We start from the raw sequence: 13,550 nt of genomic DNA, 5'->3' as shown, positions 1-13,550 counted from the left end.
CCACCACGAAACCCCCACCTGAAACCCCGCCACCCCGGAATGTAGTGCTAACAAACCCGTGCCACTCCGTAACAGTCTGTTACAGAACAGCTTTTTCTCGGGCACTGTTCAAGTTGGGTAAGAGGGAAAAGAGATGGTTACTCTGACCGAATTCGCAGCAGGGAAGACTGTTGCCGAGCTTGACGCGGCCGGCAATAAGCTGGAAGCCATGGCCGATATGAAGGCCGCAGCAGCCAAGGCCGCCGCCGCGAAGGGGGGCGCCATCAAGGGCGGCACCGTGACGGCAGTCAAGGCCGGGACGGCGAATGTCGGCGGCACGGGCGCCGTCGCGACAAAGGCGGTGGCCACTTCGGCGAAGGTCAGTGCGGGAACCATCTGGACCGGCAAGGGGCTGAGCCTCGGGTTAGGCCTGGGCCTTGGCGCCTGGGGACCGGTTCTCCTGCTTGCGGGCGGGGCCGCGGCTGGATGGTTGGCCTACAAGCATTATTTCCAGAAGGCGGCTTCCTCGGATGAAGCAGTCATCGCCGAGGAAGCGACGGCTTAATGAGCTTGCTGTCTGCCTGGAATATCCGTTTTTGGGGATGGTAAAGGTGCATCGGGTGGAATTTGAATCTGCTTTGATGCCCCCCATTCCCACTCCGGGAACTCTGGTGGACTTGAAGCCTGGGGAGAAGGCGATCATCGACCGGATAGACGCCGATGTTCCGCTCAGGCGGCGTCTGTCGGCTCTGGGAGTTGTCAAGGGGGTCGAGATCTCGATGGTCAACAAGGCTCCTTTCGGCAATCCGCGAACCTATTCGCTTTTGGGTTACCAACTCAGCCTGCGCAACGAGGATGCCTGTCTCATCGTTCTGCAGCCGGCCAGTTGACCCTCACTTGCCGCACGTAAGCATTTCCTCGCTCCATTCGATCCCTCTTTTTTAGCGAATCCGATGGCCGATCAGAAGGATAAGGCGGTCACTGTCGCTTTGGTTGGAAATCCAAACAGCGGCAAGACGACACTCTACAACGCCCTGACCGGGACGAACGAAAGTACCGGCAATTACCCCCGCGTCACCGTTTCCATCAAGGAACGGGAAATCCGGCACAAGGGCTGGACCTTGCGCATGGTTGACCTGCCGGGGATTTATTCGCTCACCTCGCAGTCGCCGGAGGAGCGGATCGGTCGGGATTTCATCCAGTACCAGCGTCCCGATCTGGTCCTCAACGTGCTCGATACGGGCAACCTGGACCGCAACCTGTTCCTCACCACCCAGCTCATCGAGATGGGCCGGCCCCGGGTCTATGCCCTGAACATGGCCGACGAGGCGGCGCGCAAGGGGATATCGATCGATACCGCGACGATGGCTTCGATCCTTGGCGGGCACGCGATCAAGACGGTGGCCAAGACCGGCGAGGGCCTAGAGGAATTGCTCGACGCCATCGTTCATGTGGCGGAGACCCACCTTGGGGATCAGCCGACGGTGGTCCCCTACGACAGCCATCTGGAACAGGCGTTGAGCAAGGTACAAGGCCTGATCGCAGAGCTTCACCCCGATGCCTTGGAGGCCGAACAGTCCCGGTGGCTGGCCATCAAGCTTCTGGAAGGCGACGACGAGATGCTGAGGCGCGAGGGCGAGCACGGCCATTTGATGGAAATGGTGCGGCGTGAACGCTACGACCTCAGCCGTCACCATGGCGAGGACTGCGCGATCATGTTCTCGGACGCGCGCTACGGCTTCATTCACGGCCTACTATCCGAGGTGCGGACCATGTCCATGTCGCCCTCCGACCGCCTCGACATGACCCGGCGCATCGACGGGCTGCTCCTGCACCAGCTTCTCGGCCTTCCTATTTTCCTCGGCTTGATGTGGCTGATGTTCGAGTCCACCTTCACCCTCGGAAAATTTCCCGCCGACTGGATCGACGCCGGCGTGAAGGCGGTCGCCGCCGGGCTGTCGGGCCTGCTGCCGGACGGCCTGGCCCGCGACATGATCGTCGATGGCATCGTCACGGGCATGGGCGCGGTGATAATTTTCCTGCCCTATATTCTGATCCTGTTCTTCTTCATCGCCTTGTTCAGCGAAACCGGCTACTTGGCCCGTACGTCGTTCCTGCTCGACCGGATGATGCATATCTTCGGCCTGCACGGAAAGGCGTTCATCCCTCTGGTCATGGGCTTTGGCTGCAATGTGCCGGCCGTGATGGCGTCGCGAACCATCGAAAGCCCCCAGGCGCGGCTGGTCACCATCCTTATCAACCCGTTCATGTCATGCTCCCAGCGACTTCCGGCCTTCATCTTGCTGTCGGGCGCCTTCTTTGCGGAGAGTGCGGGCTTGGCCATCTTTGCCATCTACATGACGAGCATCGTCGTCTCCATGGGAACCGCCGTCTTCCTTAGTCGGTTCGTGGTCAAGGGCGGCACCGAATCCTTCATCATGGAACTGCCCCCCTATCGCATCCCGACCCTGCGGTCGGTAATGTTCCACATGTGGGAAAAGGCCTCGGATTTCGTGCGTATGGTCGGCGGAGTCATCGTGGTCGGTTCCTGCGTCGTCTGGTTCCTCCAGGCCTTTCCTCGGGAGGTGGCGTTCGACACCGACTACAGCTCTGCCATGGCGCGCGTCGAAGCGGAAGCCCAGGCGGGCCCGGAACGGGAGACGGTACTCGCGCGATTGCGCAAGGAACAGGAACGCGAACGGATAGAAAAAAGCTACCTGGGTCAGATCGGCAGGGCCATTAGCCCCGTCTTCGAGCCCCTCGGTTTCAACTGGAAGGATACGATGTCCATCATCACCGGTTTCTTCGCGAAAGAGATCGTGGTGGCCAGCTATGCCGTCCTCTACGCTCAGGAGGGCGAGGGCGAACAGGGGACGGAGGGTCTACAGCGAGCCCTGGCGGGAGCCATGACCCCGGTGACGGCATTTGCCTTGATGGTCTTCCTGTTGCTCTATAGTCCCTGCATGTCGACCTTGGCAGCGATCAAGCGGGAAGCCGGCGGGTGGGGATGGGCCATTTTCTCCGTGGGCTTTTCGCTAAGCGTGGCATGGTCCCTGGCATTCATCGTCGCGTGGATTGGAAATCGACTTTATACCTGAATCAGATCGACACCACTTCCCCGCTCATGATGTCGTGCCTTCTTGCCTGGGGCGGTGATTATTGATATTTTGAAAATCATGGAAACGATCGCGGCCGTGAAGGCCCTGTCCGCCTTGGCGCAAGATACCCGGCTGGCCGCCATGCGCCTGCTGATCCGCCAAGGTACCAAGGGTATGGCGGCCGGTACGATCGCCGAATCCCTGGACGTGGTGCCGTCGACCCTGTCCCATCACCTGAACGCCCTGGCCCACGCCGGTCTGGTGCGATCCTGGCGCGTCGACCGCCATATCTACTATGCCGCCGATCTGGAAACCATGCGCCGTCTCATTGCCCTTCTGACGGAAGACTGCTGCCGCGACAGCGGCTGCGGCTGCGGCGATCTGGCCCGTGCGATGGATTTTTGCGGAAGCTGAACCGGGGAGGCCGAGGCGGACGGGCGGATGCCCATCGCCTCGACCCCCGGCGTCCCGATCATGCGCTAATCGGACACCAGAGTCCGGAGACAGCATAGGGAGGAAAGGCGGCCCCGAACATCCGGTAGGCTACGGAGCGTCCTGCAAGCGGATGCGCATGCGCGCCAGTTCGGAGACGCTTTTGGCGCCGGTCTTTTCCATGACCCGGGCGCGATGGGTTTCCACCGTCCGCACTCCGATGCCGAGCTTCAGGGCGACGACCTTGTTCGAATCGCCCTCCGCCACCCGGTCCATCACTTGGCGCTCGCGGGGACTGAGACTGGCGACGCGCTGGCGGATTTCAGCCACCTCGATAGCCGTCCGTCGCTGTTCGACGTCCTTGGCGATTCCTTCGCGAATCCGTTCGATCAACACCTCCTCGTCGAAGGGTTTCTGCAGGAAATCCAGGGCTCCGGAGCGGAACGCCGCCACGGCGGCGGGCACGTCGCCATGGCCGGTGATGACGATCACCGGCAACACCAAGCCGCGGCGGTTCATTTCGCGTTGCAGATCGAGCCCGTCCATGCCCGGCATGCGGATATCGATCACCGCGCAGCCGGGCTGATCGGGATCGACGGCGTCCAGGAACGCTTCCGCCGAGAGGAAAGTCCGGACCGCAATTCCGGCCATGCCGAGATGGACCGACAGGGCGTCGCAGATCGCCGCGTCGTCATCCACGATGAAGGCGATGGGTTCATAGGGCTTCGACATCGTCGTCAACCTCCAGGATCGTGGGCAGGGTGAAGTGGAAAACGGCACCGCCGGTTCGTTCGGGATCGGCCCACAGGCGGCCGCCGTGGGCCTCGACGATGCTCCGGCCGATGGACAGGCCCAGGCCCATGCCGTCCGGCTTGGTGGTGGCGAAGGGTTGAAACAGCCGCTGCCGCATGTCCTCGGGAATGCCGGGACCGCTATCTTCCACCGAGACCTCGATGAACCCTGGGGACGCGGCCCGCGCGGTGACGATCACCTCGCGCCGCCGGCCACCAGCGTCGGCAATGGCCTGGATGGCGTTGCGCACCAGATTCAGGAGAACCTGTTGCACCTGGACCTGATCCACGCGGACTTTAGGCAAATCGGACGGAGTGACGGCCTTCAGGACAACCCCCTTCTGACCGGCCTCCGCCGCTACGAGAGCCAGGGCCTCCCCGGCCAGGTCGCCAACGGTGGCGGAAATCCGGCGGGAATCTCCCTTGCGCAGAAACCCGCGCAGGCCACGGATCACACGGTCCGCCCGCTCCGCCTGTCCGACCGTCTTGTCGAGCAGGCCGACCAGCGCCTCCGAGGCCCCCTCCGTCACCGCCAATTTGCGGCCGGCCCGCGCGTAGCTGATGGCCGCGGTCAAGGGTTGGTTCAATTCGTGGGCCAGGCCCGAGGCCATCTCCCCAGCCTCGGTCAGCCGGGCCGCATGAGCGATGGCCGACTGCTGTTCGTGCAGACGGACCTCCATGCGGCGCCGTTCGCTCACCACCGCCCCCAGGAACAGGATGGTGACCGTCAGAGCCAGCATCAGCAGTTGGAAGGAGATCACCTCCGAAATGGTGAATTTCTCGATCACCAAGCCGACGATCAGGCCGGCCTGGGTCGCAGCCACCGCCAGGGTAGCACCTTCCAAGCCATGACGGACCGCCATCCAGATGGCGGGAAGGAACAGAAGGTAGAACAGGCGCCCTTCCGCTCCCGCAGGGAGCCCGAAGACCAGGAACAAGGTCACCACGATGCCCATCCCCTGCAAGAGCGTCTCGGCGACCAAGCGAGGGATTGGGCGCCAAGCGACCCCGCCCAGATGGACCAGAAGCAGCGGGGCGACGACACTGATCCCGATCACCTCGCCGACCCAGTAGCGGAAGGCGATGCGGGTCAGGTCGGCCCAGGGAAACAGACCGAGCGTCATGAAGAAGGCCACATACCCCACGGCCACCATGCTGGCCGTGACCGCCATGCCGCCCAACAGCCAAGCGACGTCGCGCAGCCGACGAAGCCGCGTCTCGACGCCCAGGCGGGTTCTCAGGAAGTGGGTGGCGAAGCCATAGCCCAGAGCGATGCCAAGATCGGACAGCGCCGTCGCCCAAAAAGCCACCGGTTGCCCCCGCACCAGCGCATCGGCGGCCATCAGGGCCAGCGCGGCCAGGGGAATGGTCCGCGGCCCGAAGGCGAGAAGCATGGCGACGCTAAGGCCCGAAGCGGGATTCCACGGCGTGATGTTCAGGGGAGGAAGTTCATGGATGTAACTCACCCAGTCCAGCGCCAGATAGGTGGCCAGATAAAGTCCGTATATTGCCGGATGTCCTCGGCCGAAAGGCTCTTTTTGCTGTTCTTCGGTCATGACGAATAACGATTCCGTATTTGAACGGATGTTTGACGGTCGCCTTTTCAGGCTATTCAAGACGAGGAAATCCTGGCGGAAGGATGCGACCGATGCAAACGCTTTGGCGGACGATCCTCCTTCTGACGGCTTTCGCGGGATGGAGCGATGCGGCCCTGGCTGCCCAGGCCGCACCTCTGGACCTGACCGGCCACGGTGTCGGCATCGCCGCGCTGGTGGTTTTCGGTATCGCCTACGTCCTGGTCATCGCCGAGGAAGTCACCCACCTGCGCAAGTCGAAGCCGGTGGTCCTGGCGGCCGGCGTCCTCTGGCTGATGATCGCCGTCGCCTATGCGGTCGAGGGCCGCCCGGACGAGGTGGGGCAAGCGGTCCGCCACGTGCTGCTGGAATATGCCGAACTGATGCTGTTCCTGCTGGCGGCCATGACCTACGTGAACTCGTTGGAGGAACGGCGGGTCTTCGATGCCCTGCGCGCCTGGCTGGTCCGTTCGGGATTCAGCTATCGCAAACTGTTCTGGCTGACCGGCATTCTGGCCTTCTTCATTTCCCCGGTCGCCGACAACCTGACCACGGCCCTTCTCATGTGTGCCGTGGTGCTGGCGGTGGGCAAGGATTCGCCACGCTTCGTCTCCCTGTCCTGCATCAATATCGTGGTGGCCGCCAACGCGGGCGGCGCCTTCAGCCCCTTCGGCGACATCACCACCTTGATGGTCTGGCAGAAGGGCATGGTGCCGTTCTGGGACTTCTTCCGCCTCTTCGTTCCTTCTCTGGTCAACTATGCGGTGCCCGCGACCCTCATGCATCTGGCGGTGCCGGCCGGCACGCCCGCCGCCCGCGACGAGACCGTCCGCATGAAACCCGGTGCCCGACGCATCATGGGGCTGTTCGTCCTGACTATCGCCACCGCCGTCGCCTTCCACAACTTCCTGCACCTGCCGCCGGTGCTGGGCATGATGACCGGGCTGGGACTGTTGCAGGTGTTCGGATATTTCCTGAAGCGTCGTACCGAGGCCGTCGACGGCATCCCTTTCGACATCTTCCACAAGATCGCCCGCGCCGAGTGGGACACCCTGCTGTTTTTCTATGGCGTGATGATGTGCGTCGGCGCGTTGGGTATGATCGGCTACCTGGGGGCCGCCTCACAGTACTTCTACGGCCAGTTGGGCCCCACCACGGCCAACGTGTTGATCGGTCTGCTGTCGGCGGTGCTCGACAACATCCCCCTGATGTTCGCGGTGCTGACCATGCGGCCGGACATGGGTCTGGACCAATGGCTGCTGATCACCCTGACGGCCGGCGTGGGCGGCAGCCTGTTGTCCATCGGATCGGCGGCCGGCGTGGCTCTGATGGGACAGGCGCGCGGCGCCTATACCTTCTTCAGCCATCTGCGCTGGACGCCCGCCGTCGCCCTGGGTTACGCCGCCAGCATCCTGGCCCACCAGATCCTGAACGCGGGAACGCCATGAGATCAGAAACCGCTCTCGCGAACGAAGGCTGCCGCGGCGGTGCGCCATAGGCGATGGGCAAGGCTGCGCGGCGGTCCGTCGAGGAGCACCCGCCCGCGCACCGTGCGGAAGGGATAGGCGGCCGGGTCGGCGGAAAGCTGGCTCCGGTACAGGGTGTCGCGGGGAATCAGGTGCTTGTCCTCTTCCTCGCCGATCACCGGCAGCGGTCCGCCGAAGGCTGCGGAGAAGGCGGGATCGGCCAGGACGCGGGCGGCGGCGGAATCGATGAAGGAGACCATGGCCGGCAGATCCGGCAAATCGGGGTCGTCGGGAACGAAGCGCCCCGTGGCGCCGGGCGCCACTTGGCCGAGATCGGCTTCCGCCAAGTAGGCCTCCACCCGCGCCCGCCCTTCCCCAACCAGGAGCGCCAAGCGGTCGGTGGCGCCGATCCAGCGGCCGGGCCGCAATCCATCGGCCAGATCGACGATACGTCCCGCCACCGGCGCCGCCAGAAGGCTGCGGGCGCGATCTTCTGCCAGCCCCGCCAGTTCGGCTCCCGCGGCCGCCAGATACCTTTCGATCACCTGGCCTTGTTCCAGGAATTTGGCGTGGGCGCCTTGGCGCTCGATCTGCCAGCGGAGAGTCTCGATGGTGCGCCCGGCTTGCCCGATGCGATGGTCAAGGTCGGCGGTGGCCAGGCGAATCAAGGGCTGGCCGGCGACGACCGCCTGCCCTTCCCCCACCAGCACCGCCTCCACGTGGCCGGCCCAGGGCGGAAAGATGGGCGAGGCGAGGCCTGCTTGCCAGAGCGCCGGCGCCTCCACCGTCCCGCGCCATGGCAGGAACAGAAGTCCCAGCAAGGCGACGGCCAGACCCGACGAGGCGAGCAACCGCGGATTGGCCCGCAGGGCCTTCCGGCGGCGCCACCATTCGAGAGCCTCGCGCCCGATGGGACGGCCGATGAACCAGACCACTTCCACCGCCATCAGAAAGACGCCCAGCACCTTGAAGAAGTAATGATAGACCAGCAGGGCGATGCCGAGGAACAGGAAGAACCGGTAAATCCAGGCGGCATAGGCATAACCCAGCAGGATGCGGCGGTGGCGAGGCGGCGAGGATTCGGGCGGCGGCTCGTCGAGCCCCAGGGCCAGGCGCCGCAAGTGCCAGCGGGCGAGGGCGAAGGAACGATCCTGCAGGTTATCCACGCCCAGCCCGTCGGCCAGGAAATAGTAGCCGTCGAACTTCATCAGCGGGCTGGCGTTGACGGTCAGGGTCCCCGCCAGGGTGACGGTGGTCAGCAGGAAGGCCGCCGTGCGGGCCGGCCCGTCTGGCAGCAGGCTCCAGGCCAGTAGCGCGTAGGCAGCCAGGACCAGTTCGGTCGCCACGCCGGCTGCGGCCACGCCCAGGCGAGCGCGTTTCCCGGCCAGCATCCAAGCCGCCGAGGTGTCCGTATAGAGCACCGGCCAGAGAACCAGGAACGCCAGTCCCATGGTGGGTACGGGCGCCCCCTGGCGCCTCAGGGCATAGGCGTGGCCGAATTCGTGCGCCACCTTGGCCGCCCCGAGGGCCAGACCGTACCAGAACAACCCCTGCAGGTTGAACAGGTAAAGAAAGGTCTGGACGTAGCTGTCCCATTGGCGGGACGCGAGGTAGAGCCCCACCAGGCCAGCCAACAAGCTGACGAGCAGGAAGCCGCGCCGGAACAGCAGTCCGGCGACCGGAAGAGTGGCGCGCAGGAAGCGGTCGGGCTTGAGCAGCGGGATGCGGAAGAACAGGTAGTTGTGCAGCAGCCAGGAGGCCCAGTGGCGACGGCCGGCCTTGGACTGGGCCTCCAGGCGCCGGAGATCGGCCGCCGTCTCGCTCCGCGTCAGTCCGTTGGCCTGCAGGAACCCGACCAGGGCCTGCACCTCGGCCGGCGTGGCCTCCAGGACGGTTTCCGCCCGCAGGCGGGCGATCAGGGCATCGGCACGCCCGGCGGCCCAGCGGGCCAGCATCTCGAACTGCGGCCAGGCGATGCGGAAGAAGCGGTTGCGCACCGGATCGTGCAGGGTATAGGTCGGCCAGCCGTCCAAGCCGTCCGGCCCCCGCAGCAAGGCAATCTCCTCGCGCAAGGATGGCAGGGGTGCCTTGGCCGGGTCGGCGAACATTCAGAACCCCAGCAGTTGGCGAAGCGCCGCGAGCGGCCGTCGGAACAAATACCAGGCCAAGAACACATCGCCACCGTAGACCTTGGCGGTTCCCTTGAGGCCGATGCGTGGCGGTGCCGTACCGTCGTCCAGGCTGGCTTTCAGACGATAGGCGAGGATGCGGTCCGGGTTGGGTTCCGCCTCGTAAGAGGCGGTGCGCAGATGGGCCGGCAGGGGATCGAGGGGGGCGATGTTGAGAAACAGCGCGATGCGGGCGCCCGGCTCGACGACAATGGCATCGGCCACCGGAAGCCAGACCAGAATCTCCACTTGCGCCGGATCGGCCAAGGTCAGGATACGTTCGCCCACCCGCACGGGGCGGCCGATCCAGTCGTTGACATCGCCGAAGACGGCGATGCCGGCCCGCGGCGCCTTGACGCGGCCGCGTTCCAGAAGTTCCTCCGCGTGGCCGGCCTCGGCGCGCGCCTTGTCGATCCGGGTCAGCAGGATGGCCCGCTCGGCCAAGCTGTCGCGGTCTCCGAAGGCGGCTTGCGAGGCCTTTCGGTGTTCGGCCTCCGTCACCGCCAGGGTCTTCAGCGCGACCTCGTGGCGGCTACGGGCCTCGGTCTCGTCCAGGCCGAACAGGGGCTGCCCCTCGACGACCGGTTGGTTGGGTTGCACATGGAAGGTTCCGACCACGCCCTCGCGCGGCGCCGTGACCACCACCGGGTCGCGGGGAACGATCTCGGCAGGGGCAAGGACGGAAAGGGGTACCGGAACCGCCCCCAGCGCCGCCAGGAGTGCCAGCGCCGCGACCCGGGTCCCGATCCGGCGGGCTGGGATCGCGGCCCCCCGCCAGCTTCGGCCAACCCGATGGCGGGCCAAGGTCTCGCCGTAGCCATCGGCCAGGCGTTCGCCCAGCAGCCGATCGCCTTCCCCCCATGGGGTATCGCGCACCAGCCACAGACCACCCAGCGGCGCGCTCCCCCCCGGCACCTTGAGCGGCAGCCAAAATGCATGGGGCGGGGCATGGCCTGGCCAGTCGTCACGCAACCAACCTTCGACATCCTTGGCGGCCAGAATGGCCGGATCGTCCCTGGCCACCTTCGCCAGCAGGGCCGCCAGCCATTGCATGAAGGGAGCGTCCAGGGCGGGGCGCTGCACGCCCGAGACCGCCGCTACCTCGCCGCCGCCCGGCCCGGCCCGCCAGAAGGCGGCCAGACGATAGGGCAGCAGACGGCGCGTCTGGTTGACCAGGACGAAGCCGAAGGCTTCCTCGCTCTCGGCATGGCGGGCTTCCTTCTCCAGTTGCAGAAGTGTCGCCAGCCCGGTCAGCCGGGGATCGGGAGCGCTCATTTCGGGTCCTGCGGAAAGGCGACCTCGCCGCTCATGCCCGGCACCAGTTCGGGCGCCTTGTCCTTCACCGCGCCGTAGATCTTGATCGACTGGCTGACCGCATCCACCCGCGCCCCCAGCTTGGTCACCACGGCGGAATAGGTCTTGCCCGTCTCGTCCAGGCGCAGGGAGAACGGGGCACCGGACTTCAGCCATTCCATCCAGCGCGAGGGGACGATGACCTCCACCTCGACCTCGCCGTCCTCGATGATGTCCATCAGCTTCTGTCCGGCCGAATAGCCCTCGTGGGCATGGGCCTTCAGTTCGACCACCCGCCCGTCGAAGGGAGCCTTCAGCAGGCAGTAGGAGACCACCGCGGACGCCATCGCAACCTCGGCCTCCGCCTTGCCGGCTTCGGCCTCGGCCATCGCCAGTTCCAGGTCGCTGACCGAACTGAGCCTGGCCAGTTCGCGTTTGACGGACAGCGTCTTGCGGGCCCCGTTCAGGTCGGCCTGCGCCTTCTGGAGTTGGGCCTTCTGGATGGCGCAGTCGAAGCGGACCAGCATGTCGCCCTTGCGGAATCGGTCGCCGGCGCGTACCGGAATTTCGGCGATGATGGCGTTGAGCTGGGCCGACAGGGACGATTCCGAGCGTGGCGCCAAAAGGCCGCGCAGGCGCGGAGCCTGGGAATCGGCGGCCATGGCCGGGGATACCAACCCGATCAGCAGAACCGGCAACCAGCGAAGCGAGCGTTTCATGGCGGGCTCGCCCCTCGATGGATCACTGCGGCGGAGATTGGGTTGGATCTTGCTCGGTCGGCGGACCGACCTGCGTTCTCAACCAAGCCGTCCAGGTTCCCTGGCCTTCTTCGGCAACCTTGCGTTCCCCGTCCCCTTGATCGGGAACCGGCGCTTCCGCGGAAGGCTTGGGCGCTGCCGGGGGTGGCGGCAACTGGCCGCTCTCCCAGGCCTGGAGGCTTTGTTCGATGGCCGCCGCCAGGGTCGGAAGATCGCTGGAAGCGACGGCCTCGGGCAAGGGGTCGGCGCCCACGGAAACCTGGATACGGCCCGCCGCATTTTGCAGCTCCGCATAGGACGAGTCGCGCTGCAACTCGACGAAGATCGCCTTGCTGACGCGGCGAATGGCTTCCAGTCCGGTTTCCGCCTGCGCCTGACGGGCGGTTTCGGCTTGAGTCCTGAGGCGGCTGGCCACCTCGGACATCTCGTAGGACAGCTTGAAATCCTCGCGCGCTTGGTGGTAACGCAGCAGCGCAACGCTCACCTGGGTCACCGCCGCCATGCTGAGCGCCATGCGGCGCTGGCGCACAAGTTCCTCGCGCGCCTCGTTGAGCTTCAGGTTCTCGAATCCCGACAGCAGGTTCATCAGGTTCCAGGTCAGCTTCAGGCCGCCCTCCACCCAGTGCTGGTTGTAGAGATAGGAATTGCCGCTGTACTCGATATCGGTGTTGACCTCGATACCCGGCAGCATGCGCAGGATGGCCTTGCGGGTCTCCAGCGCGCTGATGCGTTCGTTGTAGTCCTCCTCGCGCAGTTCCGGCCGGTTGCGCAAGGCCGCTTCCTGCAGGGCATCGACGGGAGCCGACACTTCGGGTACCCCGAAGACCGAGGTGTCCGGTAGCGCCACCCGGAAGACCGTCCCCGGCGCCAAGTTCATCAGCGAAGCCAGTTCGGCCTTGGCGAGAATGAGGTCGCGCTTGAGGGCCCCGATCTCGCGCACCGTCTCCAACAAGCCCATCTGGTAGTCCAGGGCCTCGTTGGGCGACTTCAGGCGGCGCCCTTCCGCCGCCTTGGACGCCTCGACGGCGGCGCGGGTCTCCACTTCCAAGGCTTCGACGCGCGGCAGCAACCGCTGGGCGCTCACCACCTTCCAATAGGCGGTGCGCACGTCCTGGACGATGTTGTGGACGACCTTGCGGCGGCGTTCTTCCGCGATCAGCTTGCGGTCGGCCAACTGCTTGCCGCGCAGCCACGACACGCCGAAGTCCAGCACGTTCCAGGTGACCGTCAGGTCGGCGGTCGGATAGGCCTTGTCCGAGGAAGTCGAGGATTCCAGGGACTGCTTGCCGTTGATCAGCGATTTCGAGGTGGCGCCCGATTCGTTGCTGCGCGTCGTGTAGCCGGCGTCGGCCACGACGCGGGGCAGCAGTTCCCAGCGCGCGAAGTCCAGTTCGCCCTGGGCCAGGGCGCTTTCCATGACCTTCAGCTTGTGGTCCAGGTTGTGCTTGATGGCCCGCGCGATGGCCTCGGGCAGGGAGATCGCCTTGGCGACCGGCTCCTGGGCTTTGAGCAGGGCGGCCCGGTCGCTGTCGACCCGCGCCTGGATCTGCTCGGCCGTCAAAGGTTCCGGCGTCGCGGCACAGCCGGCCAGGACAACCAGTGCGCAAGCGGACACACCGCCGGACAGGCGGCGACACCAACGGGTCATGCCGAACATTCTCATTCTTTCCATCGGATCAAGACTCTTCCCCAATTCGTATTCCGACGTCCGGTGATTTATATACCGACCCGAGCGCCGCTAGCAAGGCGGCTTCCTCCCGCTGCGACTGGCCCGCAAAGTCGGCCAGTTGGGCACCAAGGCCCGCCGGGCCGTCCCAGGCCGACAGGTCGAAGCCGGCTTCGGCATCCGGCGCCAAGCGATCGAGCCAAGCCAGATCGGCCGTCGCCGCACCGATGTCCAAGGCCGCCCCGCGGCCGGGAGCCCCGGCACCGCCACGCGGAGCGCCGCCTTGGCCTTGACCTTGACCTTGGCCCTGACCGCCGGGACCGAG

The 13,550-nt window shown here is 65.5% G+C and carries 12 protein-coding genes; 6 read left to right on the top strand and 6 right to left on the bottom strand.

Annotation, left to right across the window (positions count from 1 at the left end; genetic code table 11):
• Positions 1–133: 133 nt before the first annotated feature.
• From H7841_16180 to H7841_16165, 4 genes are all read left to right on the top strand, one after another.
• Positions 134–544 (top strand): magnetic particle specific iron-binding protein, encoded by a 411-nt coding sequence (locus H7841_16180; protein ID MEO5338406.1) that lies wholly within the window; start codon positions 134–136, stop codon positions 542–544.
• Positions 510–869: a ferrous iron transport protein A gene (locus H7841_16175; GenBank protein ID MEO5338405.1), complete on the top strand. Its 360-nt coding sequence runs from the start codon at positions 510–512 to the stop codon at positions 867–869. Before H7841_16180 ends, H7841_16175 begins: the two co-directional genes overlap by 35 nt.
• Before the next feature lie 63 nt (positions 870–932).
• Entirely contained in the window at positions 933–3,077 is a 2,145-nt protein-coding gene (feoB, locus tag H7841_16170) for a ferrous iron transport protein B (protein MEO5338404.1), read from the top strand.
• 78 nt (positions 3,078–3,155) lie between these two features.
• Positions 3,156–3,491 carry a metalloregulator ArsR/SmtB family transcription factor gene (locus H7841_16165; GenBank protein ID MEO5338403.1) on the top strand — a complete coding sequence of 112 codons (336 nt, stop codon included), beginning with the start codon at positions 3,156–3,158 and terminating at the stop codon, positions 3,489–3,491.
• 129 nt (positions 3,492–3,620) lie between these two features.
• On the opposite strand, the gene H7841_16160 is transcribed toward H7841_16165, so the two are convergent.
• Positions 3,621–4,241 (bottom strand): response regulator, encoded by a 621-nt coding sequence (locus tag H7841_16160; protein MEO5338402.1) that lies wholly within the window; start codon positions 4,239–4,241, stop codon positions 3,621–3,623.
• On the bottom strand, positions 4,225–5,856 hold the full coding sequence (locus H7841_16155; protein ID MEO5338401.1) for an ATP-binding protein: 1,632 nt from the start codon (positions 5,854–5,856) through the stop codon (positions 4,225–4,227). The genes H7841_16160 and H7841_16155 overlap by 17 nt, the downstream gene beginning before the upstream one ends.
• Before the next feature lie 92 nt (positions 5,857–5,948).
• Here H7841_16155 and nhaD point away from each other — a divergent pair, with 92 nt between their 5' ends.
• Entirely contained in the window at positions 5,949–7,322 is a 1,374-nt protein-coding gene (nhaD, locus tag H7841_16150; protein ID MEO5338400.1) for a sodium:proton antiporter NhaD, read from the top strand.
• Between the two features lie 2 nt (positions 7,323–7,324).
• On the opposite strand, the gene H7841_16145 is transcribed toward nhaD, so the two are convergent.
• Genes H7841_16145 through H7841_16130 form a run of 4 tightly spaced genes read right to left on the bottom strand, consistent with a single transcriptional unit; the run spans position 7,325 to position 13,207 of the window.
• Entirely contained in the window at positions 7,325–9,448 is a 2,124-nt protein-coding gene (locus H7841_16145; GenBank protein MEO5338399.1) for an HlyD family efflux transporter periplasmic adaptor subunit, read from the bottom strand.
• A complete protein-coding gene (locus tag H7841_16140; protein ID MEO5338398.1) occupies positions 9,449–10,783 on the bottom strand; it encodes an HlyD family efflux transporter periplasmic adaptor subunit in 1,335 nt (444 codons plus the stop codon).
• Positions 10,780–11,520: an efflux RND transporter periplasmic adaptor subunit gene (locus tag H7841_16135; GenBank protein MEO5338397.1), complete on the bottom strand. Its 741-nt coding sequence runs from the start codon at positions 11,518–11,520 to the stop codon at positions 10,780–10,782. Before H7841_16135 ends, H7841_16140 begins: the two co-directional genes overlap by 4 nt.
• Before the next feature lie 22 nt (positions 11,521–11,542).
• On the bottom strand, positions 11,543–13,207 hold the full coding sequence (locus H7841_16130) for a TolC family protein (GenBank protein ID MEO5338396.1): 1,665 nt from the start codon (positions 13,205–13,207) through the stop codon (positions 11,543–11,545).
• 139 nt (positions 13,208–13,346) lie between these two features.
• Here H7841_16130 and H7841_16125 point away from each other — a divergent pair.
• The coding region (locus H7841_16125; GenBank protein ID MEO5338395.1) for a hypothetical protein at positions 13,347–13,550 on the top strand (204 nt) is incomplete at its 3' end.

It is taken from the genome of Magnetospirillum sp. WYHS-4, from assembly GCA_039908345.1.
GTDB lineage: Bacteria > Pseudomonadota > Alphaproteobacteria > Rhodospirillales > GLO-3 > JAMOBD01.
The sequence above is the reverse complement of the archived record's forward strand: the minus strand, read 5'-3'. Positions and strand labels throughout refer to the sequence as shown.

Bases quoted from the DNA above. Each gene is read 5' to 3' on its own strand.
- H7841_16175 (MEO5338405.1), top strand. From the start codon at position 510: ATGAAGCAGTCATCGCCGAGGAAGCGACGGCTTAATGAGCTTGCTGTC.
- H7841_16135 (MEO5338397.1), bottom strand. From the start codon at position 11,520: ATGAAACGCTCGCTTCGCTGGTTGCCGGTTCTGCTGATCGGGTTGGTA.
- H7841_16155 (MEO5338401.1), bottom strand. From the start codon at position 5,856: ATGACCGAAGAACAGCAAAAAGAGCCTTTCGGCCGAGGACATCCGGCA.
- H7841_16180 (MEO5338406.1), top strand. From the start codon at position 134: ATGGTTACTCTGACCGAATTCGCAGCAGGGAAGACTGTTGCCGAGCTT.
- H7841_16160 (MEO5338402.1), bottom strand. From the start codon at position 4,241: ATGTCGAAGCCCTATGAACCCATCGCCTTCATCGTGGATGACGACGCG.
- H7841_16145 (MEO5338399.1), bottom strand. From the start codon at position 9,448: ATGTTCGCCGACCCGGCCAAGGCACCCCTGCCATCCTTGCGCGAGGAG.
- nhaD (MEO5338400.1), top strand. From the start codon at position 5,949: ATGCAAACGCTTTGGCGGACGATCCTCCTTCTGACGGCTTTCGCGGGA.
- H7841_16130 (MEO5338396.1), bottom strand. From the start codon at position 13,207: ATGACCCGTTGGTGTCGCCGCCTGTCCGGCGGTGTGTCCGCTTGCGCA.
- H7841_16140 (MEO5338398.1), bottom strand. From the start codon at position 10,783: ATGAGCGCTCCCGATCCCCGGCTGACCGGGCTGGCGACACTTCTGCAA.
- H7841_16165 (MEO5338403.1), top strand. From the start codon at position 3,156: ATGGAAACGATCGCGGCCGTGAAGGCCCTGTCCGCCTTGGCGCAAGAT.
- feoB (MEO5338404.1), top strand. From the start codon at position 933: ATGGCCGATCAGAAGGATAAGGCGGTCACTGTCGCTTTGGTTGGAAAT.